This window comes from Chryseobacterium sp. 2987 (assembly GCF_031456375.1).
Lineage (GTDB): Bacteria > Bacteroidota > Bacteroidia > Flavobacteriales > Weeksellaceae > Chryseobacterium > Chryseobacterium vaccae.
Map to the genome: position 1 here is coordinate 523,732 of NZ_JAVDUN010000003.1, position 24,002 is coordinate 547,733.

At 38.4% G+C, this 24,002-nt stretch carries 22 protein-coding genes; 7 read left to right on the top strand and 15 right to left on the bottom strand.

Translation table 11 applies throughout. The features are described from left to right. The first annotated feature begins 160 nt into the window (after window positions 1-160). Window positions 161-1,147: a methylmalonyl Co-A mutase-associated GTPase MeaB gene (gene meaB, locus J2Y40_RS12015; RefSeq protein WP_309999152.1), complete on the top strand. Its 987-nt coding sequence runs from the start codon at window positions 161-163 to the stop codon at window positions 1,145-1,147. On the opposite strand, the gene J2Y40_RS12020 is transcribed toward meaB, so the two are convergent. After that, window positions 1,144-1,695, bottom strand: a complete 552-nt coding sequence (locus tag J2Y40_RS12020) for a DUF4251 domain-containing protein (protein WP_153396420.1) — start codon at window positions 1,693-1,695, stop codon at window positions 1,144-1,146. The two genes, meaB and J2Y40_RS12020, sit on opposite strands and share 4 nt — an antisense overlap. Window positions 1,696-1,802: 107 nt before the next feature. Here J2Y40_RS12020 and J2Y40_RS12025 point away from each other — a divergent pair, with 107 nt between their 5' ends. Both J2Y40_RS12025 and J2Y40_RS12030 read left to right on the top strand, forming a co-directional pair. After that, window positions 1,803-2,609, top strand: a complete 807-nt coding sequence (locus J2Y40_RS12025; protein WP_153396418.1) for a M48 family metallopeptidase — start codon at window positions 1,803-1,805, stop codon at window positions 2,607-2,609. Window positions 2,610-2,696: 87 nt separating this feature from the next. Further along, window positions 2,697-3,008, top strand: a complete 312-nt coding sequence (locus J2Y40_RS12030) for a hypothetical protein (protein WP_153396416.1) — start codon at window positions 2,697-2,699, stop codon at window positions 3,006-3,008. Between the two features lie 39 nt (window positions 3,009-3,047). Here the strand turns inward: J2Y40_RS12030 and J2Y40_RS12035 are convergent, their stop codons facing one another. The 11 genes from J2Y40_RS12035 to J2Y40_RS12085 all read right to left on the bottom strand — a co-directional run bounded on the left by J2Y40_RS12035 (window position 3,048) and on the right by J2Y40_RS12085 (window position 13,244). Continuing rightward, a complete protein-coding gene (locus tag J2Y40_RS12035; RefSeq protein ID WP_153396414.1) occupies window positions 3,048-3,659 on the bottom strand; it encodes an outer membrane beta-barrel protein in 612 nt (203 codons plus the stop codon). Next, the gene (locus J2Y40_RS12040; protein ID WP_034726904.1) at window positions 3,643-4,458 is read right to left on the bottom strand and encodes an ABC transporter ATP-binding protein; all 816 of its coding nucleotides are present in this window, start codon (window positions 4,456-4,458) and stop codon (window positions 3,643-3,645) included. The genes J2Y40_RS12035 and J2Y40_RS12040 overlap by 17 nt, the downstream gene beginning before the upstream one ends. Continuing rightward, window positions 4,458-5,210, bottom strand: a complete 753-nt coding sequence (locus J2Y40_RS12045) for an ABC transporter permease (RefSeq protein WP_153396412.1) — start codon at window positions 5,208-5,210, stop codon at window positions 4,458-4,460. The genes J2Y40_RS12040 and J2Y40_RS12045 overlap by 1 nt, the downstream gene beginning before the upstream one ends. Window positions 5,211-5,326: 116 nt before the next feature. After that, entirely contained in the window at window positions 5,327-6,697 is a 1,371-nt protein-coding gene (locus tag J2Y40_RS12050) for an exopolysaccharide biosynthesis polyprenyl glycosylphosphotransferase (protein WP_153396410.1), read from the bottom strand. A 43-nt stretch (window positions 6,698-6,740) separates the two neighbouring features. Then, window positions 6,741-7,370 carry a 7-carboxy-7-deazaguanine synthase QueE gene (locus tag J2Y40_RS12055; protein WP_153396408.1) on the bottom strand — a complete coding sequence of 210 codons (630 nt, stop codon included), beginning with the start codon at window positions 7,368-7,370 and terminating at the stop codon, window positions 6,741-6,743. Window positions 7,371-7,376: 6 nt separating this feature from the next. Further along, window positions 7,377-8,261 carry a bifunctional 5,10-methylenetetrahydrofolate dehydrogenase/5,10-methenyltetrahydrofolate cyclohydrolase gene (locus J2Y40_RS12060; RefSeq protein WP_153396406.1) on the bottom strand — a complete coding sequence of 295 codons (885 nt, stop codon included), beginning with the start codon at window positions 8,259-8,261 and terminating at the stop codon, window positions 7,377-7,379. A gap of 62 nt (window positions 8,262-8,323) precedes the next feature. After that, window positions 8,324-9,964 carry a glucose-6-phosphate isomerase gene (pgi, locus tag J2Y40_RS12065; RefSeq protein ID WP_309999157.1) on the bottom strand — a complete coding sequence of 547 codons (1,641 nt, stop codon included), beginning with the start codon at window positions 9,962-9,964 and terminating at the stop codon, window positions 8,324-8,326. A 206-nt stretch (window positions 9,965-10,170) separates the two neighbouring features. After that, window positions 10,171-10,776 (bottom strand): hypothetical protein, encoded by a 606-nt coding sequence (locus J2Y40_RS12070; protein ID WP_153396402.1) that lies wholly within the window; start codon window positions 10,774-10,776, stop codon window positions 10,171-10,173. Then, window positions 10,766-11,275: an RNA polymerase sigma factor gene (locus tag J2Y40_RS12075; protein WP_153396400.1), complete on the bottom strand. Its 510-nt coding sequence runs from the start codon at window positions 11,273-11,275 to the stop codon at window positions 10,766-10,768. The genes J2Y40_RS12070 and J2Y40_RS12075 overlap by 11 nt, the downstream gene beginning before the upstream one ends. Window positions 11,276-11,299: 24 nt before the next feature. Continuing rightward, window positions 11,300-12,175, bottom strand: coding sequence for a TraB/GumN family protein (locus tag J2Y40_RS12080; RefSeq protein ID WP_153396398.1), 876 nt, complete (start codon window positions 12,173-12,175; stop codon window positions 11,300-11,302). A gap of 154 nt (window positions 12,176-12,329) precedes the next feature. Further along, entirely contained in the window at window positions 12,330-13,244 is a 915-nt protein-coding gene (locus tag J2Y40_RS12085; RefSeq protein ID WP_309999160.1) for a DUF4349 domain-containing protein, read from the bottom strand. Window positions 13,245-13,451: 207 nt separating this feature from the next. On the opposite strand from J2Y40_RS12085, the gene J2Y40_RS12090 reads away from it, so the two are divergent. Further along, window positions 13,452-14,810: an acyl-CoA dehydrogenase family protein gene (locus J2Y40_RS12090; protein ID WP_309999161.1), complete on the top strand. Its 1,359-nt coding sequence runs from the start codon at window positions 13,452-13,454 to the stop codon at window positions 14,808-14,810. A gap of 66 nt (window positions 14,811-14,876) precedes the next feature. Here J2Y40_RS12090 and J2Y40_RS12095 read toward each other — a convergent pair whose 3' ends face one another. The 3 genes from J2Y40_RS12095 to lon form a co-directional block, all read right to left on the bottom strand. Next, on the bottom strand, window positions 14,877-15,254 hold the full coding sequence (locus tag J2Y40_RS12095) for a DoxX family protein (protein WP_153396392.1): 378 nt from the start codon (window positions 15,252-15,254) through the stop codon (window positions 14,877-14,879). A gap of 168 nt (window positions 15,255-15,422) precedes the next feature. Beyond that, window positions 15,423-16,535, bottom strand: a complete 1,113-nt coding sequence (locus J2Y40_RS12100; RefSeq protein WP_153396390.1) for an AI-2E family transporter — start codon at window positions 16,533-16,535, stop codon at window positions 15,423-15,425. 223 nt (window positions 16,536-16,758) lie between these two features. Beyond that, window positions 16,759-19,164, bottom strand: a complete 2,406-nt coding sequence (gene lon, locus J2Y40_RS12105; protein WP_309999165.1) for an endopeptidase La — start codon at window positions 19,162-19,164, stop codon at window positions 16,759-16,761. 262 nt (window positions 19,165-19,426) lie between these two features. Between lon and J2Y40_RS12110 the strand changes: the two genes are divergently transcribed. From J2Y40_RS12110 to J2Y40_RS12120, 3 genes are all read left to right on the top strand, one after another. After that, on the top strand, window positions 19,427-21,580 hold the full coding sequence (locus tag J2Y40_RS12110) for a peptidylprolyl isomerase (protein WP_309999167.1): 2,154 nt from the start codon (window positions 19,427-19,429) through the stop codon (window positions 21,578-21,580). Window positions 21,581-21,707: 127 nt separating this feature from the next. Then, on the top strand, window positions 21,708-22,658 hold the full coding sequence (locus tag J2Y40_RS12115; RefSeq protein ID WP_153396384.1) for an MlaD family protein: 951 nt from the start codon (window positions 21,708-21,710) through the stop codon (window positions 22,656-22,658). A gap of 9 nt (window positions 22,659-22,667) precedes the next feature. Then, on the top strand, window positions 22,668-23,996 hold the full coding sequence (locus J2Y40_RS12120) for a (Fe-S)-binding protein (RefSeq protein WP_153396382.1): 1,329 nt from the start codon (window positions 22,668-22,670) through the stop codon (window positions 23,994-23,996). Window positions 23,997-24,002 lie beyond the last annotated feature (6 nt).

Below are 24,002 nucleotides of genomic sequence, written 5' to 3' on the forward strand. Positions count from 1 at the left end.
CTTATATTTGATTAATAACAAATGTAGGAATTTCCCTTTCCCGTTGGGTAGATTTACAGTAGTTTTAATTTAGAAGAAATAAAAATTAATAACAGAAAGGATTCTTTTGTTATGCCTTTATATTATTGACTATTCAGTTTTAATTATTAATTTTGGATCAATGAAATTTTCACCAGAAGAGCTAATAGAAGGAATACGATCAGGAAATAAACGCCTGATTGCAAAAGCGATTACATTAGTTGAAAGTAAAAAAGCAGAACACAGAACCCAGGCAGAAGAACTTTTAAAGAGTATAATGCCTTTTACCGGAAAATCTGTCCGCGTAGGAATAACCGGAGTTCCCGGTGCCGGAAAATCTACATTTATTGAGAGTTTTGGAAGGCTTGCTATTGCCAATGGCAAAAAAGTAGCAGTTCTGGCCATAGATCCCAGCTCTTCTATTAATAAGGGAAGTATTTTAGGGGATAAAACCAGAATGGAAGAACTGGCCAGAGAAGAAAATGCATTTATCCGGCCTTCCCCAAGTTCCGGTTTTTTAGGAGGTGTTGCGAATACAACATTTGAAACAATGATGATCTGCGAAGCAGCAGGCTATGATTATATTCTGATAGAAACTGTAGGAGTAGGGCAGTCCGAAGTTTTAGTTGCTGATATTACAGATGTATTTTTATTTCTCAAAATTATTGGCGGCGGAGATGAGCTTCAGGGAATCAAACGCGGCATCATGGAAATGGTAGATCTTATTTTCATTAATAAAGTAGATCAGGACAACTTACAGAAAGCCAAAAATACAAGACTGGAGCTGAAACGTGCCTTAGATTTTATTCCACCAAAAGAAAAAAACTGGAAAATTCCTGTATTGCTTGGTTCAGCTTTAAATAATGAGGGGCTTGATGAGGTTTATGGTAAAATTGATGAATTCATCAGCCTTAAAAAGAAAGCTGGCCGCTTTGAAGAGGTTCGTGTACAGCAGGCAGAAAAAAGATTTGAATATTGGGTTCAGGAATATATTCTTGCCCTGATGAAAAAAAGTGATTCTGTAGAAGAAGCTTATCTTATGCACAAAAAAAATGCTTCAGAAATGGTTTCCAATCCAAGTACTGAAGCAAAGTTATTTGTTGAAAAGTTTCTGTCAAAAAAGGATTAGGGCTTAGTTTCCTCCTTTTTATTTTCTTCATTTTTTGAAATATAACCGTCATAGGTGATCGGCTGTCTGTCATTCCCTCTGATGGATACAAAGGTCTTTCCGTTTTTAAAAACTTCTATATACATTTCATCTACGTTTTGAACATCGTTGGGTTTGATTTTTAGAGTCCAGGTGCCTTTTTTATTTTGAGATTTCTGCACTGTAAAATCCTTGGAACTAAATCTGTAGCTGCTGCCATCGCGGTTTCCGAAGGTGGTGTTAAATGTTCTTCCAAAATAAGGCAGAACAACCTCCATGGTATTCTGATGCATTTCGATGGTATAATTTCCGTTCAGGTCAAGCATTCTTGATGCAGTGGAATTCGGCATGGAATTCATAATCCTGATCACATCATAGCTGGTGGTGTTGGCACGCTGTGCATGGAATGTGAAATCCTGGGAATTTACCAGAGCATCTACTGTTTTTGGATCTGCTGAAGCCTGTGAAGAACAGCTTTGAAAGAAAAATAGAAATCCAAAAATAAATATAAGTGAAATATACTTTTTCATAACCATAATTATTGTTAATTTTAAATAGCAAAATGTATGCAAATATATTCCTTCTTCACCATTTTGGAATAGAAATTGTAAATGTTGAATTATTAACCACTCGAACAATGAAAATAACACAACTATTAGGAATAGGAGCTATTGCTCTGACAGTTTCAGCTTGTACAACCAACCCGATTACGGGAAGGTCTTCGTTACAGATCGCCAATAATTCAGAAATATTAACAATGTCTGCACAGGAATATAAAACGACATTGTCTAAATCTAAGATCATCACCGGTACCGCAGATGCTAAAAGAGTAGTGAGTGTTGGAAGCAGGATAAAAAGTGCTGCGGAAAAATATTATCAGAACATCGGAAGGTCAGCAGATCTGGCGAATTACAACTGGGAATTCAATCTGTTACAGAGTAATGAACTGAATGCATGGTGTATGCCCGGTGGGAAAGTTGCCGTATATACAGGAATTCTGCCGGTGACAAAAAATGATAATGGTCTTGCAGTAGTAATGGGACACGAGGTTTCCCATGCGTTGGCAGGTCACGGAAATGAAAGAATTTCTCAGGCGATGATGGCCCAGTATGGAGGAGCTATTTTAGGAAGTACAATTTCCAATGCACAGTGGGCAAGTATTTTTGAAAAGGCGTATCCTATCGGATCACAGGTTGCCTTATTGAAATATGGAAGAAGCCAGGAATCTGAGGCAGACCAGATGGGATTATACCTGATGTCTATGGCAGGATATGACCCAAGAGAAGCAGTACCATTCTGGAACAGAATGGAAGCAGCCTCTTCAGGAGCGAGACAACCGGAATTCCTTTCTACCCACCCGAATCCGGAAACCAGAATATCCGATATCAATAAAAACCTTCCGAAAGCTTTAGAATATTATAAAGCTGCCGGAGGAAAGATATAATTTGAATTTTTAATCTTGTATAAAGCCTTATTTTATTTTTTCGTAAATTAGTAAGGCTTTTTTACTACAACCACTAAACACGATATTATGAAGAGCTTATCAATTACCGGGCTTATACTGCTTGCGGTTTCAGCACTGCTTTTTTACCTGACAACGGATTTTACCGTTGAAAAAATTACTCTCTCTCATATGATGGGAATGATGGCTGGTGTAGGAATCGGGCTGATCATTGGGGGAATGGTAGGTTATATGAGTAAAGGAAGTGCTCTTAAAGCTGAGCAGAAAAAAAAGGAATTTAAACAGCTGCAGAAGGATAAAGAAGAATTGGAAAAACAGGCGGCTGAGATTGCCAAACGCGAAGCAGAACTTCAGGAACAGAATAAAAGCCCTCAAATCTAAGATTTAGAGGGCTTTTTTATAGTTGTTATTTCGATTGATTTAAAACTTATATCCTAAACCTACCATAAATAGGTTAGGCCTGTTATCATATCTGATTTCTGATCCTGAAACTTTATTGATGAAGTTTCTCTCATCCTTACTGAAAGCCCCTTCATATCTAGCATTCACAATCAGTTTTTTAATTTCCAGCTGGGCTCCGAACTGGTAACCTACTGTAAAATTATTTTTGGCGTTTTCTTTAAAATCATTGTATGTATTATCAGTACTCAAATTATAGCTTGCCACTGGCCCTACGAAAACCCCCAGCATATTTCCTAATACATTATATCCTACAAGAACCGGCATATCAATACGGTTGCTTTTTACATCGAAAGTAGTATTCTCGGTAGTAAATTCATTTTTGAAGTGAGTATAATATAGTTCCGGCATTACAAAAAGTGAAGTTGGAAGTCCTACTTTTAATGAAAGTCCTACATTGAAACCTGCATTGTTTTTTCCTGTTCCGTCAATCGCATCATTTACCGTTCCCTTGATATTTTTCCATGAAGGAGAACCTGTTGGGAATATTAAGTTGGCTTTACCTGCCAGTGAGATCTGTGCAGTAGCCAACATAGAGAACCCGATTAATGCTATACTAAGTACCTTTTTCATTATCGTCTATTTTTGTGATTGTATTTTCAATCGTTTTATTATTTTCAAGTAGATATTCTCTCAATTCTTTAAACAGTTCTGAAGAATAAACGAAGTCAATAAGATTTTTATTGCCTGCGGTGATAAGAACATCCTTATTTCCTTCCCATTCTTTAATTCCCAGTCTCAGGTATACAATTTTTTCACCAATTGTCATTACCGAATTCATATCGTGGGTATTGATGATGGTTGTGGTGTTGTATTCCTTTGTGATTTCGAGAAGAAGGTCATCAATAATATTGGAGGTGTAGGGGTCAAGTCCCGAGTTCGGTTCATCACAGAACAGATATTTCGGGTTGTTCACGATGGCTCTTGCAATGGCCACACGCTTCTGCATTCCCCCGGAAATCTCAGACGGAAATTTTCTGCCCGCTTTATCAAGGTGTACCCTGCCTATCACTTCAAAAACCCTTTTCTTTTTTTCCCGGAATGTAAGGTTTGTAAACATATCCAGCGGAAACATGATATTCTCTTCCACCGTTAGCGAGTCGAAAAGTGCACTGCCCTGAAATACGGTCCCGATTTCCGAACGCAGATGCTGTTTCTGGTCTCTGGTCATCGTATTGATATCCGTACCATCAAAAAGAATTTCTCCTGATGAGGGCTGATATACATTCAGTAAACTTTTCAGGAAAACAGTTTTTCCCGAGCCGCTCTGCCCGATGATCAGGTTTACCTTTCCTTTGTCAAAAGAAGTTGAAATTCCCTTAAGTACTTCAACATCGCCAAAACTCTTCTTAAGATCTTTTACCTCAATCATCAGCTTAATATTAATTGGGTTAAAATTAATTCGGAAATGATAATAAATACCATTGTCCATACCACCGCCTGGGTGCTTGCTCTACCTACTTCCAGTGATCCTCCTTTTACGTTATACCCGAAATAGGAAGGGACCGTAGCAATGATAAAAGCAAATACAGTAGTTTTGATAAATGCATAATACACGAATAAGTTCGGCATATACATCTGAATCCCTACTATATAATCATTCTCAGTCCAGTTCCCGGTAAGCATACCTGCCAGATGGCCTCCACCGATACCGAATACGATACTGATGGCAATAAGAATAGGGTTGAAAATAACGCAGGCGAAAATTTTTGGAAGTATCAGAAAGTTGGGCGAATTCACCCCCATAATGTCCAATGCGTCAATCTGCTCGGAAACCCTCATGGTTCCTATACTGGATGCAATATAAGATCCTACTTTACCCGCCAGGATAAGACTGATAATGGTGGGCGAAAATTCCAGAACCAAAACTGCTTTCGTAGCATAACCCACGAAGGAAGGCGGAATCGGGAAAGAAGAAGAATCAAAATTATTGAACATCTGGATAGCAACTACTGCTCCCACAAATATAGAAGTGAAGATCACAAGCCCAAAAGAATTGACTCCGAGATCATTAATTTCTCTCATGAACAGCTTCCAGAAAACCCTCATTTTCTGAGGCTTCTGTAAGGATTTACCTAGCAGGATAATGTATTCTCCTACAGCTGTGAAAAACTTTTTTAACATGCTGCTAAATTAGACTTTTTTTATTTAATTAAAGTTAAGAATGAGTTTAAGGTCTGAACGATATTGAACCTCAGAACCCACTGGGTTTTCTCAATCTGTTCCTTAGTATGTTTAACTTATTTCGCGTTTTTATCTCCGCCGATAACCAGGAAAACTGTCTTGAAAATGATCACCAGGTCCAAAACAAAGCTCCAGTTTCGCACATAAAAAGCATCGGCAAGAATTCTTTTTTTCATTTCTATTTCCACATCTCCATAGTCTCCCCGCAGACCACTTACCTGAGCTAGACCGGTAATACCCGGACTTACCATGCTTCTCAAACTGTATCTCCCGATTTTAGGTTTGTAATAATTGTCAACAGCCAGCATATGAGGGCGTGGCCCTACAACAGACATGTCTCCTTTCAATACATTAATGAATTGTGGAAGTTCGTCAAGGCTGGTCTTTCTCAGAAATTTTCCGATACTGGTGATTCTGGAATCATTTTCTTCTGTAGTTTTAATGGCAGACTGATCGTTTACAACCATTGTTCTGAATTTAAGACAATCAAATACTTCTTCGTGAAAACCATATCTTTTCTGAACAAAAAAAACAGGCCCTTTTGAAGTTGCTTTTATGAAAAGAGCAACAATCGGGAATAACCATGAACAGATAAAAAGCAATATGATAATGGAAAATGCCATGTCAAAAGTTCTTTTTACCAGATAATTAGCATAATAGTCTAAAGGATATTTTGCTTGATTAAGAATAGGCTGCGTCTGAATATAGCCTAAGTCATAAAGGAAAAAATCACTTTGGGTAATACTCGGTATCAGGGATACGTGTACTTTATTGTCCTCTGCCAGCCGGAAGATCTGTGTTTCCTCTTGTTCGCTGAAGTTATTTTCTGTTGATAAAAACAGGGTGTGAATACCATTTTTTTTCCAAAAGTTCACTAGGTCTAAGTCATTGATATCGGATTTTTCATATTCAAAGATTTTATATCCGTAATCTTTCCTGTTTTGAAATATATTCTTTAAAATGTCTGTAGCATCTGTTTCTCCCAAAAACATAACGTTCCTGTAGTTGATCCCCAAAGAACGAAAATATTTGATAGAAAAGAATATAATAGACTTCGTAAAGAAAATACAGAAAAAAAGGTAAAATGAAAGCCAGTAAATATCCGAAGTGAAAAATACATTTTTACTTACTTTTCCAATCAGCAGAACACCCAGTATAAAAAATAAAAAGTGTACCAGAAGACGTTCCAGAAACAAGGTGTATGTGAGGTTTCTCGGGATATTGTAAATTTTTGTCCTGCCACTCAGCAGTATCCAGAACAAAAATAGCAGTATCAGAGAGAAAATATTCTGATACCAGGTTTCCTCATGATACTTTAAATCTTCGTTTCTGCTGATAAAAAAGAATATAAAAATAGATGCAATAACCAGAAGGTCAAGCAAAATGATGATCGATTTCAGGTATCTAGAGTATCGAATTCTCTGCATCTATCGGTGTTATAACGGATACGAAGGGCTAAGTTACGTATTTTTACGGGATATTCAGATATTTGTGAGTCTGAACAGAAGCCTGCCATTCCGGATGTGCCAGAATAAAATCAGTGATCTTAGGATACATTTCATCACGCCGGCTCCATTCACTTTGCATATAAAGCCTGCAGTTTTCTGAAACCTGGGCAGCCTGTTCCTGTGCAAAAGTAAAATCATGATTATTGAAAATGATGACTTTAAGCTCATTGGCTTTCTGGTAGATCTCTTCTTTCGGAAGACCTGTCTTCTTTGGGGAAAGTGTGATCCAGTCCAGCTGTCCGCTCATCGGGTAAGCTCCTGAAGTTTCAATATGGATGCTGCATCCCAGTTCTTTTAATTTGGAGGTAAGAATATCCAGGTTCCACATTAGAGGCTCTCCGCCGGTAAGAACAATTGTTTTACAATGTTTTGCAGCTGTTTCTGCAATTTCTTCCGCATTCATCAATGGGTGAAGGTTGGGATCCCAGCTTTCTTTCACATCACACCAATGGCAACCCACATCACAGCCTCCCAGTCTGATAAAATAGGCGGCTTTTCCGGTGTGTGCCCCTTCTCCCTGTAAAGTGTAAAAATGCTCCATCACAGGGAGCATTTTACCTTCTTTTAATAAAATATCTTGTTCTTTATTCATTTTAAATTAGTCGTTATAAACCGATGTTTTATAAGCGATGATGGTATTCTTCATCAGCATAGCTCTTGTCATTGGTCCTACTCCTCCGGGTACCGGTGTGATCCAGCCTGCTTTAGCGGCACAGCTGTCAAAATCTACGTCACCTGCCAGATAATATCCCTTTGGAGAATCATCATCTACTCTTGTAATTCCTACGTCAACAATTACAGCTCCGTCTTTGATCATTTCTCCTTTAAGGAAATGAGGGTCTCCTAAAGCTGTAATAACAATATCAGCTTTTTTCGTGTATTCTTCAATGTCTTTAGTATAAGAGTGAGTAAGGGTTACCGTAGAGTTTCCAGGGAAATCTTTTCTTCCCATAAGGATGCTCATAGGTCTTCCTACAATTTTACTTCTTCCGATGATTACACAGTCTTTCCCTTTGGTTTCGATGTTATATCTTTCCAGAAGCGTTAAAATTCCGAAAGGGGTAGCAGGAAGGAAGGTATCCATTTCCAGTGCCATTTTTCCGAAGTTTTCAGGGTGGAAGCCATCTACATCTTTTCTTGGATCAATGGCATTAATGATTTTCTCCTGGTCAACCTGATCCGGTAAAGGCAGCTGAACGATGAATCCGTCAACTGCTTTAGACTTATTCAGTTCATCAATTTTTTCCAGTAATTCAGATTCAGAAACTGTACTTGGAAATTTAATTAAGCTTGATTGAAAGCCCACTTCTTCACAGTCTTTCACTTTAGCATTCACATAGGCTTTACTTGCCCCGTTATTTCCAACAAGAATAGCTACCAGATGCGGTGCTCTTCTTTTTGACGCTAGAATCTTTTCTACTTCAGCCTTGATCTCTGCTTTTATTTCTTTGGATACTTTTAATCCGTCAAGAATTTCTGCCATTTTTACTTTTTTTACTTTATTTAGATTTATTGAATACAATGGTATGCTGAAGCCAGCTGATTCTATTTATTCTCTTTATAATAATTGATCAGCCCGTTTGTAGAACTGTCGTGAGAACTTACGGCTTCATTATTTTCAAGTTCCGGAAGAATTTTATTGGCTAATACCTTTCCTAATTCTACCCCGAACTGGTCAAAGCTGAAAATGTTCCAGATTACCCCCTGAACGAAAATTTTATGCTCATACATCGCAATTAACTGTCCTAATGTGAAAGGGGTTAATTCTTTGAATAATATGGAGTTAGTTGGAGTGTTTCCGTGGAAGACCTTATAGTTTAACAGCCTGTCTGTTTCTTCTTCAGATTTACCGGAATTTCTCAGTTCTTCTTCTGCTTCCTCTTCCGTTTTTCCGAAGGCAAGTGCTTCAGTCTGAGCAAAAAAGTTGGCGAGTAATTTATCCTGGTGATCAGAAACTTTATTAGGACTCTTTGCATACGCGATGAAATCTGCAGGAATCAATTCTGTTCCCTGATGGATCAATTGATAGAAAGCATGCTGTCCATTGGTTCCGGGTTCACCCCAGATAATAGGTCCTGTTTCATATTCTACAAATTCACCGTTTCTGTCTACACATTTTCCGTTACTTTCCATATCGCCTTGCTGAAGATAAGCAGCGAATCTGTCCAGATATTGAGAGTAAGGAAGAATAGCATAGCTCGTGGCTGCGTAAAAATTACGGTACCAGATTCCTAAAAGTCCCATTAAAACAGGAACATTTTCTGAGAAGTCAGCCGTCTGAAAATGCTGGTCGGTATCAAATGCTCCTCTTAAAAGCTGTTCAAAATTGTCGTAGCCTACTGCCAGAACAATACTCAAGCCAATAGCGCTCCAAAGGGAATATCTTCCGCCAACCCAATCCCAGAATTCAAAAATATTTTCTTCTGCAATCCCGAACTTTTTAACTTCCTGGATATTAGTGGATAAAGCAACAAAATGTTTTGCTACGTCTTCTTCTTTTCCTGCCTTTAAGAACCAGTTTTTGGCTGAATAGGCATTGGTCATCGTCTCCTGGGTAGTAAAGGTCTTGGAAGCGATGATGAATAATGTGGTTTCCGGATTCAGGTTTTTAACAGTCTCAGCAATATGATTGCCATCTACGTTGGAAACAAAATGAACGTTCAGTCTTGTTTTAAAATGTTTTAAAGCAGAACATACCATCACCGGGCCAAGATCAGATCCTCCGATTCCGATATTGACAACATCTGTGATTTCTTTTCCGCTGAAACCTTTATGCGCTCCGGAAATAATATGTTCCGAGAATGCCTTCATATGATCAAGAACTTTTCTGATCTGAGGCTTTATATTTTCACCGTCTACAAGAATTTCCTTATCTGAAAAATCCCTTAAAGCAGTGTGTAAAACCGCCCTTCCTTCCGTTTCGTTAATTTTCTCTCCCGAAAACATCTTGGAAATGGCATCTTCTAACTGACAGTCTTCAGCAAGTTTTAATAAAAGAGCTTTCGTTCTTGAATCGATCAGGTTTTTGGAATAATCAAAAAGAAAATCATTTCTTTTGATGGAAAATTCATTAAAACGATTCGGGTTATACTGAAAAAGGCTTCTCAGGTCGAAATCATTTCCCGCGAAATGTTCATCAAGAGCTTTCCAGCTGTCAGTGTGTATAGGGTTTATTTTTGATAGCATAGGGTAAGAATTATGTGAGTCAGAAAATGAAAAGAACCGTCAAAAAAAAGATCAGAATTCTTATCATTTTATTTCCGATCTGCAAATTTAAGGAAAAATAAAACCTCAATTAAATTTGAGGATGATAAATAACATTTTTTTAAAAAAGAAACCCCGGAATTTGGTCCGGGGATTTCATGGTTATTGGTTTCTGTAAGATTTTAGCTTTATTCGTCCATATCATCAAGAATCTTTTCCAGCTGTTTGGCATTACGTCCATAAACGTACTTCGTCCATAAGACAATGCTTGTAACGAGTCCAAGTGTTCCGATAAGCACAGCCAGAATTAAAGCCTGTTGGTATCCTTCCGAAAGTCCGCTCAGTGATTTTCCCTTTTCTTCGAGAGTATTGTAGATCACTAGCCCGATAGTAATTAAAAAATGCGGAAGGAGCAGAAATCCGAAAGACTGATACCTTTCCATATTGAGACGGAGCTCATGATAGATTTTCCAAAGACTGTTTTTCGTGTTACCGGTATAAATACCGGTTTGTTTATAAAATTGATAAAATCCGAACAGATAATAGCAGGATATGACTGCCATCATTACATACGATGTGTAATAAATAACATACTGAGAGGAAGGAAACTTAAACTGTAAAGGAAAAAACGCAATCAGAATAACAGCGAGTATCTGTGCGGGAAATTCCTTTTTCATGCTTTTCCGGATCCTTTCAATAGGGTGTTTGCTTTCTTTTAACTGTTCTATAGTGTCCGGAATATGAACATTGCTTTCTTCATTATTCCATTGTTCTTTTAATTGATCAAAATTCATAACCTGTTTTTTTTATGATTTGTTGTATTTTTTCTTTTGTTCTGTTGAGTTTTACACGGGCATTACCTTCACTGAGACCCAGATTGCTTCCGATTTCTTTATGGGACATTCCTTCCATGAAATAGAAGATCACGGCTTTCTCTAAAGGATTGAGTTTCTGAACGGCATTGTAAAAAATTTCCAGCTGCTTATCTTTTGCAGGGTTGTAATCTTCACTCTGTACTTCAAAATGTTCAGGAGCATCAGTTTGGTTCTGGGTTCTTTTCTTCTCCTTTTTCAGATAAGTAATCGCTGTATTGATGGCAACACGATACATCCAGGTGGAAAATTCGCTGTCTCCTTTGAAAGTCTGGAAAGATTTCCATAGCTGGATGAGAATCTCCTGCTGAAGATCTTCCCGATCTTCTGTAGAGTCAGCATAGATTCGGGAGGCTTTGTATAAAATGCCTTTGTGCTGATTGACTAGCTTTAAAAACGTAGCTTCAGTTTGACTGCTCACGATAATTTCATGGTTTGGGTTATATTATAGATCTGATACAGGCTTTACAGTATATCCCTTTGCTCTGAGCAATTTAATGATTCCATGATCTCCCATAAGGTGAGCACCGCCTACAGCGAAAAGATTACTTTCTTTTTTCATCATGTCCGGCATTTTTTCTGCCCAGTTTTTATTTCGGTCAGTAAGCATTGCTTTTTCTTGTTTATCGTTCATAAATTTATCATTTTTAAACAGAGTGTAAACCGATTGTACATCTTCTTTTTTGAACGCCTCCACCATGTCTTTAAGAAGACTTTCATATTCTTTGCCCATTTTCAGCTGTTTGATGACTTCTTTCAGATCATACGCTTTGTTGATAGAGGTTAGCTGGTCTTCCACTTTTTCAAGTCCGCCAATGCTCTTTTTGCTTTTAAGGGCCGCCTGTAAAAGCTCTATTTCATAAGATTTTATTTCAGTCTGCGGACATGGAACAGCTTTCATTGAGATCAGAGCGTAGAGCGCCTGAGAGGAAGAATTGTCCATATTTTTCAGATTGGTTCCATAATCAGCAAGAATTTTATCCAGTTCTTTTGCTTCATTTGTCGTAAGCTGGTCAGTCAATTTTTTGTCGGTTTGGAACATTCCCTGCAATGCTGTCATTTCCGAGGGATCTGTATAATTGATTTCCATCACAAAGCGGTCTGTTTTTTCAAGAGCTTTTGTCACTTTCGGTTTTATTTCAAAATCCTTACTGCACATAATATGGCAGGTTCCGGTAATATAAGAAGGTTTTGAAAGGCCATTTCCTGTTACTTCCCAGAGAACACTGTTTTCGTTGGTCTGTTTTTTACCTTGTGCGCCGGCTGTTATAAAAGTCATTAATGTTAATGCTGCGAATCCAAGTTTTACTAAATTTTTCATGATATTATTTTTTTTGATTTTCTGTTCTTTTAAACAGTAGGTAATAGTACTTGGAAAGTCGTTACAGTTTTTTTTGAAAAAAAATAAAACCTCCTTAAAAAGGAGGTCTGTAAAATCTAAAATTATGATGATAACCAATTGGTTAGGGTAGTTTTTAGGATTCTGAAATTTTTGGCTGTTCAGGTTTTATTGTTTTTCTTTTTCTTAAAAAATAAATCACGGCAGCTATGATCAAGACAAACGGCCAGGCAGTAATAAGACCCACTGTAATCTTCTGAATCAGATAAAAGCCTTCTACAAAAGCATTTTTTGCATCATATATAAAATTGAATTTATACTTATTATCAATATTGGTTGTATTGGTAACGGCAATCTCAGCAATGCGCAGTTGGGGCTCTTTAATGTAGAGGTCAATGGTGCTGTATTGAAGATCGTTTCCGGTGTTCATATTGGCCAGCTTCTGAAGATTTCCCTCCGACATATTCTGATCATCCAGCTCTACTTTATCTTTTGTCGCTTTGAGTTTACTGATGTTATCGCCTGTCTTTTTGATTCTTGTACCTTCCATTTCAGCATATTTGATATCGAAGGTCACATCTTCCGCATGAATGATTCTTGAATTAAGAAATAATTTTTTATCATTAACCAACGCTAAAAATTCACCAAGCTTTTCAGCCGGAACACGAACCTGCATCGTATTTTCTGTCTGGTATTTTTTTATAAGCATTGCTTCTTCTCCGGAAGTATTGTAGGTGTTTTCAGAAACTACATTGCTGGTAAGATTGCTGTGGGTCACGAAACCTCCCAGTTCCTGAACTGATTTTTCAATGGAAACCGTTGCTTCGTAAACATCTTTTACTTCCATATTTACATCTGCAGTTTTAATGAACTGCTTATCCTTTACATGGGTGGAAGCGGCAGAAGATATACTGTCTGTGATAGGTACTGCAGCAGAATCTGTCGTTTCGTATGCTTTTATTTCAGAGGCGGAAGCTTCTCCTTTTTTACATGAAAAAGTTCCTAATAAAAGAACAGCAGATAGTGATAGTTTAAGGTACGTCGTTTTCATAGCGTTGATATTTAAGGTTTTGTGTATCCCAAAGTTCAGACAGGATCTTTTGTAACCTTTGAAAATCCAGCGTAAAAAACTTGTAAAGAGAAATTCTGTTTTAATGGATTGTAAATGAGTGTTTTGTAAAATATTTATGAACGGTTGGCTTTGTTTTCGGAGTAATTTTTGCTTATCTTTTACAAATCAATCCCACAAATCATTACTATGTCAAATACTTTTTCCAAAATCAGAAATGTAATAGAATTATTCAGATCCATAGATTTTGAACAATTGGGCTCTATTTCTCAAAAAGTAGATCTTCCGAAACTGATGCATAATTTCTCTAAGCTGGATGATAAACAGCTGCACGGATTAATGAAAATGCTGGACCCGGATAAAAAAAAGAAAGAGCTTCCGCCCATAGATGGTGATTTTTACGATATTTATCATACCCTGACACCGGAACAACGGGAAATCCAGCTTAAAGTAAGAACATTCATGGAAAAAGAAGTAAAACCTCTGGTCAACCATTACTGGCTCAGAGACGAATTTCCTTTCGAATTGATCCCGAAATTTCAGAAGCTTAACATTTGCGGAGTAACTTATGAAGGATACGGCTGTCCGGGAATGCCATTTCTGATGGAAGGGGTTATTGCGATGGAAATGGCTAGGATAGATGCCTCCATAGCTACCTTCTTTGGAGTGCAGTCCGGTCTGGCAATGGGTTCTATTTATATTTGCGGATCAGAAGAACAGAAACAGAAATGGCTGCCACAGATGCAGAAGTTTGAGAAGATCGGTGCTTTTGGTCTTACAGAACCTGAAGTAGGATCCGGAGCTGCCGGCGGATTGACGGTAACCTGTAAAAAAACACCCGAAGGCTGGATTCTTAACGGCCAGAAAAAATGGATCGGAAATGCCACATTCGCAGATGTAATCATTATCTGGGCCAGAGATCTGGACAGCGGTGAAGTGAAAGGCTTTATTGTTGAAAAAGATAATCTCGGATATTCCGTTGAGAAAATCAAAGGAAAAATGGCTCTGAGAATCGTCCAAAATGGACTGATTACGCTGAAAGACTGTCTGGTTACTGAAGAAAACCGGCTGCAGCATGCAGATTCATTCAAAGATACCGGAAAGGTTCTGCGGATGACCAGAGCCGGAGTTGCATGGATGGCTACCGGATGTGCAAGAGGAGCCTATGAAAGCGCATTGGATTATACGCGGAAAAGAGAGCAGTTCGGAAAACCTATAGCCTCATTTCAAATGATTCAGGGGCACCTGGTGGAGATGCTTTCTAATCTTACCGCAATGCAGACTATGGTTTTCAGACTTTCCGAAATGCAGGATGAAGGCATATTAAAAGATGAGCATGCTTCACTGGCCAAAGTTTTCTGTACGCTAAGAACCCGGGATATTGTTTCCAGAGCAAGAGAGGTAATGGGAGGGAACGGTATTTTACTGGAATATGATGTCGCACGGTTTGTGGCAGATGCAGAAGCCATCTACTCTTATGAAGGAACAAAAGAGATCAATTCCCTGATCGTGGGAAGATCAATCACGGGATTCAGTGCATTTATTTGAAATAGGTGATAGGAAGTAGAAGATAGGTTGCAGGTATTAAGCTGCGTTGTTGTAGTCTGGTACCTGCTAACTAACTAAGTTTTTATACTTCTCTTTATTGTCAATAATCATCCAGATATTGATTAGAGAAAGAACAACAGCCATGATGATACCTACCTGGCTTGGATCTCTGTATACATTTTGCAGAACAATTCCAACCATTACAGGGAGAATTACAATAGCACCCAATGCTCTGGTTTTGGGGAAGATGAATAATATACCGCCAATGATCTCTACAATACCTACTAATGGAAACAGCCAGCCGATTTCATTGAATGCAGCGTAAATTTTCAACTGTTCGTCAGTCATTTTAGGCATGGGTGAATATTGAAAAAACTTGTTCAACCCTGCATTAATAAACATAAGACCGAACAACAGGCAAATAATAAACTTTACGATTTTCATGATTGATGATTTTATATCAAATGTAAAATAAAAACATCATATTTTTATTAATTTATGAATAAAAACACATTGTTTGTGTAAAATTAAAGTTCGGTCTTCAAAATTCTGAATTGAAGAAAGTATTGCTCATCACCCATCGCCAATTACCCATTACTCATTGCCCATCCATCAGTCCATTTCCTTCAACGTAATATTCTTGGAGATTTTGTAGCTCTTTTTCTTTTTATTGGGCTTTTCTTCCTCTCCAAGCAATTTTCCCCAAGGCTTCAGCCCTTCCACTCTTTCAAAAATAATTTTAATGATCGCGATAGCCGGGATACACAGGAACATTCCTGCAATCCCCCAAAGGTGTTCGCCCAAAATAATTCCGATGAAAGAAAATAAAGCGTTGATCTTTACTTTAGAGCCTACTACGAAAGGTAAAACAATATTTCCGTCAACAATATGCACGGCAATATATCCAATGGCGACATAAATGCATGTAGAAGGTGTGCCGGTTGCAAAAGCAATAAAGCAAGAGATTAATAATGATATACAAATGCCCAGATAGGGGATTACATTCAATAAACCTGTCAGTACAGCCAGGAGAACGGCATATTTTACCCCTAAAACAGTAAGAACAATAGAAGTGAGTATTGAAACAATTAAAACCTGCAGACAGAGTCCGAAAATATATTTTTTCGTCATTACACGGATCTCAGTGACAACCTCCTGTACGCTGGATTTATGTTTCTCATTAAACACAGTCACAATAAAATTATTCAGAATCCTTCTGTAATTTAAGATAAAGATGAAAAACAGGGTAAAGAATACAATGAACCCGAATCCGGAAGAAAATATTCCGAAAGTAAAGCCGAGAATCACACCCGAAGAAGAAAGCAGTTTATTCAACCCCTGATTAATGTAATCCAGCTGTTCATCAACTTTTACGTTAAATGTTTTAGAAACCCAGTGCTGCAGGCTGCTGAACACTGTAGTTACCTGATCCCTGAGATGAGGAATATCTTTACTGAAATCAGAAAGCTGTGATCCGAAAAAATAAATAAGCCCCGATAAAATCGCCAGCATGATAAATACTGAGGTCATAGTGGATACAGATCTTGGAAACCTTAATCTTCTCTCCATAAAAGTAGCAGCCGGAAGAAAGAGCATGGCCATTAAAAAAGCCAGAAAGAAGGGTGCTAAAATGCTTTGTCCCAGTGCAAGCAGATAGCCAAGTCCGATGATGGAAATAACAACAAGCGTGAGATTGACGAGGAATGGAAGTCTGAGAAAGTTCATAATTTTTCAAATCTGTAGGATAAAAATAAGAAAACCTGTCGAATTGAAAGTTCATTTTAGTTTAATTAACATATTTCTTTTCTAAAGTGAAATATAAAAGACTGGTCGTGTGGTACCTTTATTTTGGTAGGTTTTAAGAATAATGAAATGAATGTTTACAATAAAAAAACGCATCCCAAAAATATGAGACACGTTTCCTTATTGAGAGTTGATATGTTATAAATTAATTTTCGATCGCAATATCAATGACTTCCTCCATTCTGTTTACATAATGTACAGTAAGGTTTTTCAGATAATCCTTTTTGATTTCTTCCACATCTTTTCTGTTGGCTTCACAAAGAATAACATCCTTGATTCCTGCTCTGGTTGCCGCAAGAAGTTTCTCCTTGATTCCGCCTACCGGAAGAACTTTTCCTCTTAAAGTAATTTCACCAGTCATTGCAAGATGAGGTTTTACTTTTTTGTTTTTAAATGAAGAAACCATTGAGGTCAGCATTGTGATTCCGGCAGAAGGGCCGTCTTTTGGAGTAGCTCCTTCCGGAACATGGACGTGAATATTTTTCTTGTCCAGATCTTCCTGTGGAATGCCTAATTCATCATGTTTGGCTTTGATATATTCTAAAGCAATCGTTGCAGATTCTTTCATAACGGTTCCCAGGTTTCCGGTCATCGTTAATGCTCCTTTTCCGTTACTTAGAATACTTTCAATATAAAGGATATCTCCACCTACGCTGGTCCAGGCAAGCCCTGTTACAACACCGGGAACTCCCGTGATTTCAGATAAGCTTTTTGGTCTTGGGACACCAAGGATTTCATCTACTTTTTCTACTGAAATTTTCGGATCATATTCCTTTGCCAGAGCTGTCTGAAGGGCTGTCCATCTGGCAATAGAAGCAATCCTTTTTTCAAGAGTTCTTACCCCGCTTTCTGAAGTGTGTGCTTCAATAATATGTTTCAGCTCAACATTGCCTAGCTTGAAGGATTTAGCGTCAAGTCCATTTTCTTCCTGCTGTTTTTTGATGAGGTGCCTTTTGGCAATTTCAGTCTTTTCCTCCAGGGTATATCCTGCAATTTCTATAATTTCCGTTCTGTCCAAAAGTGGAGTCTGAATGGTGGAAAGAGAGTTGGCAGTAGCAATAAACATTACTTTAGACAGGTCATATCCCATTTCCAGGAAGTTATCATAGAATGATTTATTTTGTTCAGGGTCAAGGACTTCCAGCAATGCGGAACTTGGGTCTCCGTGAAGCCCCTGCCCAATCTTGTCAATTTCATCCAGTACAATCACCGGATTGGAAGTGCCCGATTTTTTGATGGATTGAAGAATCCTTCCGGCCATCGCTCCGATATAGGTTTTTCTGTGACCGCGGATCTCACTTTCGTCATGAAGCCCACCCAGAGATAATCTTACATATTTTCTTCCTAATGCATCAGCAACCGATTTTCCTAAAGAAGTTTTCCCCACTCCCGGAGGACCTACAAGCAATAGGATAGGAGACTTCATATTGTTTTTTAATTTTAAAACAGCCATATGCTCAAGAATTCTTTTCTTGATGTCTTCCAGTCCGAAGTGAGCTTTGTCTAATATTCTTTCTGCTTTTGCAATATCAAAAACATCTTTTGTATAGGTTTCCCATGGAAGATCTGTAAAGAAATCAAGATAGTTTCTTTGTACATTGTAGTCCGGGGAATTAGGATTCTGACGTTGTAGTCTGTTGATCTCTTTCTGGAAATGTTCTTCCACCTCGTGGTTCCATTTTTTGGCTTTGGCTTTAATGATGAGGTCTTCTACATCACTTTCAGGGCCGCCTCCAAGCTCTTCCTGGATGGTTCTGATCTGTTGGTTCAGAAAATATTCTCTCTGCTGCTTATCAAGATCTTTAGAGGTTTTCTGATGGATCTGATTTCTGAGCTCCAGCTTTCTGAAATCCTCATGCATCATTTCGTAGCACTTATTGGCTCTTTCCATCAGATTTTTTTCTTCAAGAAGTCTTTGCTTCTCAAGGGATGAGAAACTGGCATTGGTGCATATGAAATTCAGAAGATCATCATTGTTGCTGATATTTTTAATAGCAAAATTAGCTGCGTTAGGGATGTTCGGATCCAGTTCTATGATTTTCAGGGCCAGATCTTTGATGTTTTCCAGCAATGCTTCATATTCCTCCTTGTTTTTAGGCCTGGCGTCTTTTAGTTTCGTGATCTCAGCCTTAAAATAAGGGCTTGTATCTACGATCTTCTTTATTTTAAATCTGTGAAATCCCTTTGTAATAGCCGTAATATTGCCTTCAGGAAGTTTAATGATCTTAATGATCTTGGCAAGCGTTCCGGTTTGATAAATATCTTTCTCGTCCGGTTGCTCCAGATCTGAATTTTTCTGGCTTACGATTCCAATGAAATCTCCGTTTTTCTGAGCTTCTTCAAGAAGTTGTATTGATGTTTTTCTTCCGGCTGTGATAGGAATTACCACATTCGGGAACATCACCATATTTCTTACGGGAAGAATAGGGAATACTTTCTGCTCGGAATTCTTATCCGTCTCCGAAAAGTCTGAAAGATTGATCTCTTCAGCTACAATATCAAACCCATCGCTGATCATTTCCTCTAAACTCATATCTTCAAATTTCGTCATAATTATTTGGGGTGACAAATTGTCATCTTCGTTTTAAATCATTAAATTGATTACTCACAATATGCGCTGAAAATGGTAAGCATATTATGGTCTTCTAAAATGCACAATACTTATGCCATTTGTTTTTTGATAAAAAATATGGTCAAAATTTCCTTTTTTCGATACCTTCTGTTGGAAAAAAATTAAAATAAAGAAGTTCCGCTTCTCTAATTTCTTAAAAATGTGTATTTTCGCAAACTGATAAAAAACTATAATTTATAAAATGGCAATTTTAGGACAGATTAGGAGTAAGCCTTGGCTATTAATGGGGGTGATTGCATTGGCGCTTTTAGCGTTTCTGGTGAACCCGGACAGTATCGACAAGGTTTTTGGTAAAAATCCTGATGTTTTAGGAAAAGTAAACGGTGAGAAAATCACCCGCGAAGAGTTCAATGACCAGCTTTTCGTGCTGCAGCAGCAGGCTGATCAGCAAGGCCGTCCAAAAAACGGACTTGAAGAGCAGGCTTGGCAGTTACTTGTACAATCTAAACTCATCAAGCAGCAGTTTGAGAAACTGGGCTTTGAAATGACAGATGATTATTTCTGGAATCAGATCCAGTACGACCAGATGTTTGCTCAGAATCAACAGTTCTTTGATGAGAAAGGTAATTTTAAAACACAAGAATTAAAAAAACAGGTTGAAACATTACAAAGCACCGATCCACAGGGATATAACCAGTGGATGAAAACCAGAAAAACAATCGAGTACAGATTGATGGCGAGACAGGTGTTTGCCAATATTTCAGGAGGGATCACTACAGGAAAGAAAGAAGCTGAAGAGCTGATGAAGCAGAGAGACCAGCTTGCTGATATTGATTTTGTAAAGATCGATTATGCTGCTTACCTTCAGAAAACAAAGATCAATGTTTCTACACAGGATCTTGCAAACTATATTAATCAGCACCCTGTAATGTTCAAAGCTGAACCAAGCAGAAACCTGGGGATTGTATATTTCCCTTCTCAGCCTAGTGCAGCAGATGATGCAGCCGCTCAGAAAGAAATTACAAAATTGTATTCAGGAGGAACAGATGCGAGTGGAGGAACGGAGAATTTCCAGAACACGAAAAATGATTCGATGTTTGTAATGGCTAATTCTGATATGCCTTTCAATGCTCAGTATATGAAGCCTAATCAGCTGCCTCAGACTATTCAGGCGCAGATTCCTACAGCTGCTATCGGACAGGTTTTCGGGCCTTACAAAGAGCAGAACTTTTATGTGGTTTCTAAGCTTTTAGATAAAAAGACTTCAGATTCTACCTTATCAAGACATATCCTTATTGCTTTCAAAGGAAGCCCTGCAGGGGAAGGTGTTACAAGATCTAAAGAACAGGCTAAAAAATTAGCAGACTCTATCGGAGCTATTGTAAAAGCAAATCCGGGTAAATTCACAGACTTTATCAAGCTTTCTAATGACCCTAGCTCTGCAGCACAGGGAGGAAGTTTAGGATGGACTACACCAGAAACTCCTTTCGTTCCGGAATTCCTTAAATTCTTAGCAGAGAACCCTAAAGGAGCTACAGGAGTAGTAGAAACTCAGTTTGGTTACCATATCATCAATGTTGAAGATAAAAAATCTGGTGCCATGAGCTATAAAGTGGCTAACCTTGTAAAAGAGGTGAAGCCTTCAGATGCTACAGAAGCAGAATCTGACAAGAAAGCAAGAAAATTCATTCAGCAGGTACAAGGGAAATCTTTCAACGATTTCGTGAACATTGCGAAAAAAGGAAATTACCAGTTCTCTAATCCTAAGACGGCTAAAAGATTTGACGGTCAGCTTCAGGGACTTGGTACTGATAAAGATGGTGAGATCCTGGGTTGGGCTTTTGATAAGAAAAGAGCTAAAGGAGATACAGAATTCTTTACTGTTGAAGGAACAGGAGATAAGATCGTAGTATATCTTAACGGAAAACAGGAAGCAGGTCTTGCAGATCCTGAATCAGTAAGAGATCAGATCGAAATGATTGTTAAAAATAAACTGGCTGCAAAGCAAATCTCTGATAAAATTGCAGGAGCTAAAGCTTCTAACTTAGATCAGATCGCTAAATTATTTGCATCTGCAAAACAATCTGCTCAGGTAAATATGCTTAACCCTTCTGTAGCAGGTGCTATGGAGCCTAAAGTAGCCGGTGCTGCATTTGGAGTGGCGAAAGGAAAACTTTCTAACCCTATTGAGGGAGGAACGGGAGTTTATGTACTGATCAAAAAGTCGGAAACAGTAAACAAACAACCTGGAGATCTTAAGCAGTTCACAGAATCTATTACTCAGAGAAACTCTGGTATGTTCGGACAGGCTTGGATGAAGAGCCTTCAGGATAATGCAGATATCAAAGATTACAGAATCGAGATCTGGAACAAGCTGGGTAATCAGCAACAATAAGAAATCAATTTTTACAGATAGAAAACCATCAGATATTTCTGGTGGTTTTTTGTATTTAACGCAGAGCAATAAAGAAAAACATTAATTTAAAATGTATTATATTTGCTCATTAGAAAAAATTTAGCAAGTGAAGTTCAGTAAAGAATTAAAAGCTGGTGTGATCGCACTTTTGGCTATTGTAGGCTTTGTGTTGTTGTTTCAATTCATGAAGGGCAGAAGCCTTTTTACTACCGATAATATATTTTACGCGAAATATGATAATGTAGAAGGGCTGGCACAGTCTTCTGCGGTTTCTATCAATGGATTAAAGGTTGGGCAGGTTGATAAAATCATTCCCCAGACCTCCAAAGACGGGAAGATCAATTTCATCGTAAAGATTACGGTAGATGATAAATTCGAATTTTCCAAGAATTCAACTCTTGAGATTTTTGAGCCGGGGCTGATGTCCGGAAAAGAAATGAGAGTAAATCTTGTATACGGAGGTCCGACTGCAAAAGACGGAGATACGTTGAAGGGAGCTTTCAAACTGGGAACGCTGGGAAGTCTTTCGTCTCAGGTAGGCCCTGTAAAAGATCAGCTTCAGACCGTTCTGTATAGGGTGGATTCTTTGATGGCCAATGCCAATCAGGTCGTGAATGCACAGAACAGAGAAGAGATCAGAGCCCTTCTGGCCAATCTTAATAAAACCGTAGGCGCTTTACAGACTACTGCAGGAAGCGTAAACAACCTTGTAGGACATAATGATCCAAAACTTCAGAAAGTACTCGATAATGCAGCCGTTACCATGGAAAGCGGGAAAGTAACCCTGGATAAATACGGAAATCTTGCAGAAAGCATTGATACTAAAAAACTAAACGCTACGATTGCCAATCTGGATGCTACAGTAGGAAAACTGAATCAGGTGATTGCAGGAGTGGATAACGGACAGGGAAGCTTAGGAAAACTGATGAAGGATGAGCAGCTTTATAATAATCTGAACTCAGCTTCTACCAACCTCAATGCCCTGATTGAAGATATGAAAGCCAACCCTAAGAGATACATCAATTTCTCAGTTTTTGGAAAGAACAATAAAGACTAAAATAGCCTTATGGAGTACATTGATAACATTATTTTTCTGATCTTACTGGTTGCCGGATTCGGGCTGTTTGCCAAAAGCCTGCAGAAGATCTACAGAAATATTAAACTGGGAAGAGAAATCAACAGAAGCGACAGGAAATCGGAACGCTGGGAAACCATGGCCAGAGTGGCAATGGGGCAGAGCAAGATGGTAAAACGCCCTGTAGCTGGTATTCTTCACCTTTTTGTCTATGTAGGATTCATTATCATCAATATCGAACTTATCGAGATTATTGTTGATGGATTGTTTGGAACCCATAGGTTTCTGGCTTCAATTCTGGGACATGGTTTCTATAATTTCTTTACAGCAACATTAGAAGTTCTGGCGTTGCTTGTTGTCATCGGTGTGGTGGTATTCTTTATCAGAAGAAACTTTTATGGGGTGAAAAGATTAACGATGAAAGAACTTTTCGGATGGCCGAAACATGATGCCAACTGGATTCTTATCATTGAATTTGCCCTTATGATGGCATTCTTCAAAATGAATACCGCAGACTGGGTTTTACAGCAAAGAGGTCTCCTTCCTGAGCATGGAAGTTTTCCAATCAGTTCTACTGTATTGGCACCAATCTTCAATGGTTTCAGTGACGGATTCCTGTTCTTCACAGAAAAAGCGGCGTGGTGGTTCCACTTTGTGGGAATCCTTTTCTTCATGAACTATCTTTATTATTCAAAACACCTGCATATTATCCTGGCATTTCCAAGTACATGGTTTGCCAACCTTGATAAAAAAGGAAAATTCAACAATCTTGATTCAGTAACCAAGGAAATTAAACTGATGATGGACCCTAATGCTGATCCTTACGCTGCTCCGGCAGAAGGAGCAGAAGCAGATGTTCCGTCGAAGTTTGGTGCTGAAGATATTTTCGACCTGAATCAGGTTCAGCTTCTGAACGCTTATTCCTGTACGGAATGCGGACGTTGTACTTCAGTCTGCCCGGCTAATATTACCGGAAAAAAACTATCTCCAAGATTGATCCTGATGAAAACCAGAGACCGACTGGAAGAAGTAGGAAAAAATATAGACAAGAACGGAAAATTCGTAGATGACGGCAAAAAACTTCTGAATGATTATATCACCAAAGAAGAACTTTGGGCGTGTACTACCTGTAATGCTTGTACAGAAGCCTGTCCGGTACTGCTTGATCCGCTTTCCATCATTTTCGAAATGAGAAGATTCCTTGTGATGGAACAGTCTGCTGCTCCGCAGGAATTAAATCTTATGATGACCAATGTGGAAAACAATGCTGCTCCTTGGCAGTATAACCAGGCCGACCGTCTGAATTGGGCTAATGACTAAAACCTG

Bases quoted from the DNA above. Each gene is read 5' to 3' on its own strand.
- J2Y40_RS12030 (WP_153396416.1), top strand. From the start codon at position 2,697: ATGAAGAGCTTATCAATTACCGGGCTTATACTGCTTGCGGTTTCAGCA.
- J2Y40_RS12090 (WP_309999161.1), top strand. From the start codon at position 13,452: ATGTCAAATACTTTTTCCAAAATCAGAAATGTAATAGAATTATTCAGA.
- J2Y40_RS12085 (WP_309999160.1), bottom strand. From the start codon at position 13,244: ATGAAAACGACGTACCTTAAACTATCACTATCTGCTGTTCTTTTATTA.
- meaB (WP_309999152.1), top strand. From the start codon at position 161: ATGAAATTTTCACCAGAAGAGCTAATAGAAGGAATACGATCAGGAAAT.
- J2Y40_RS12095 (WP_153396392.1), bottom strand. From the start codon at position 15,254: ATGAAAATCGTAAAGTTTATTATTTGCCTGTTGTTCGGTCTTATGTTT.
- J2Y40_RS12050 (WP_153396410.1), bottom strand. From the start codon at position 6,697: ATGCAGAGAATTCGATACTCTAGATACCTGAAATCGATCATCATTTTG.
- J2Y40_RS12110 (WP_309999167.1), top strand. From the start codon at position 19,427: ATGGCAATTTTAGGACAGATTAGGAGTAAGCCTTGGCTATTAATGGGG.
- J2Y40_RS12055 (WP_153396408.1), bottom strand. From the start codon at position 7,370: ATGAATAAAGAACAAGATATTTTATTAAAAGAAGGTAAAATGCTCCCT.
- J2Y40_RS12025 (WP_153396418.1), top strand. From the start codon at position 1,803: ATGAAAATAACACAACTATTAGGAATAGGAGCTATTGCTCTGACAGTT.
- J2Y40_RS12080 (WP_153396398.1), bottom strand. From the start codon at position 12,175: ATGAAAAATTTAGTAAAACTTGGATTCGCAGCATTAACATTAATGACT.
- J2Y40_RS12020 (WP_153396420.1), bottom strand. From the start codon at position 1,695: ATGAAAAAGTATATTTCACTTATATTTATTTTTGGATTTCTATTTTTC.
- J2Y40_RS12060 (WP_153396406.1), bottom strand. From the start codon at position 8,261: ATGGCAGAAATTCTTGACGGATTAAAAGTATCCAAAGAAATAAAAGCA.
- J2Y40_RS12040 (WP_034726904.1), bottom strand. From the start codon at position 4,458: ATGATTGAGGTAAAAGATCTTAAGAAGAGTTTTGGCGATGTTGAAGTA.
- J2Y40_RS12035 (WP_153396414.1), bottom strand. From the start codon at position 3,659: ATGAAAAAGGTACTTAGTATAGCATTAATCGGGTTCTCTATGTTGGCT.
- J2Y40_RS12100 (WP_153396390.1), bottom strand. From the start codon at position 16,535: ATGAACTTTCTCAGACTTCCATTCCTCGTCAATCTCACGCTTGTTGTT.
- lon (WP_309999165.1), bottom strand. From the start codon at position 19,164: ATGACGAAATTTGAAGATATGAGTTTAGAGGAAATGATCAGCGATGGG.
- J2Y40_RS12120 (WP_153396382.1), top strand. From the start codon at position 22,668: ATGGAGTACATTGATAACATTATTTTTCTGATCTTACTGGTTGCCGGA.
- J2Y40_RS12045 (WP_153396412.1), bottom strand. From the start codon at position 5,210: ATGTTAAAAAAGTTTTTCACAGCTGTAGGAGAATACATTATCCTGCTA.
- pgi (WP_309999157.1), bottom strand. From the start codon at position 9,964: ATGCTATCAAAAATAAACCCTATACACACTGACAGCTGGAAAGCTCTT.
- J2Y40_RS12070 (WP_153396402.1), bottom strand. From the start codon at position 10,776: ATGAATTTTGATCAATTAAAAGAACAATGGAATAATGAAGAAAGCAAT.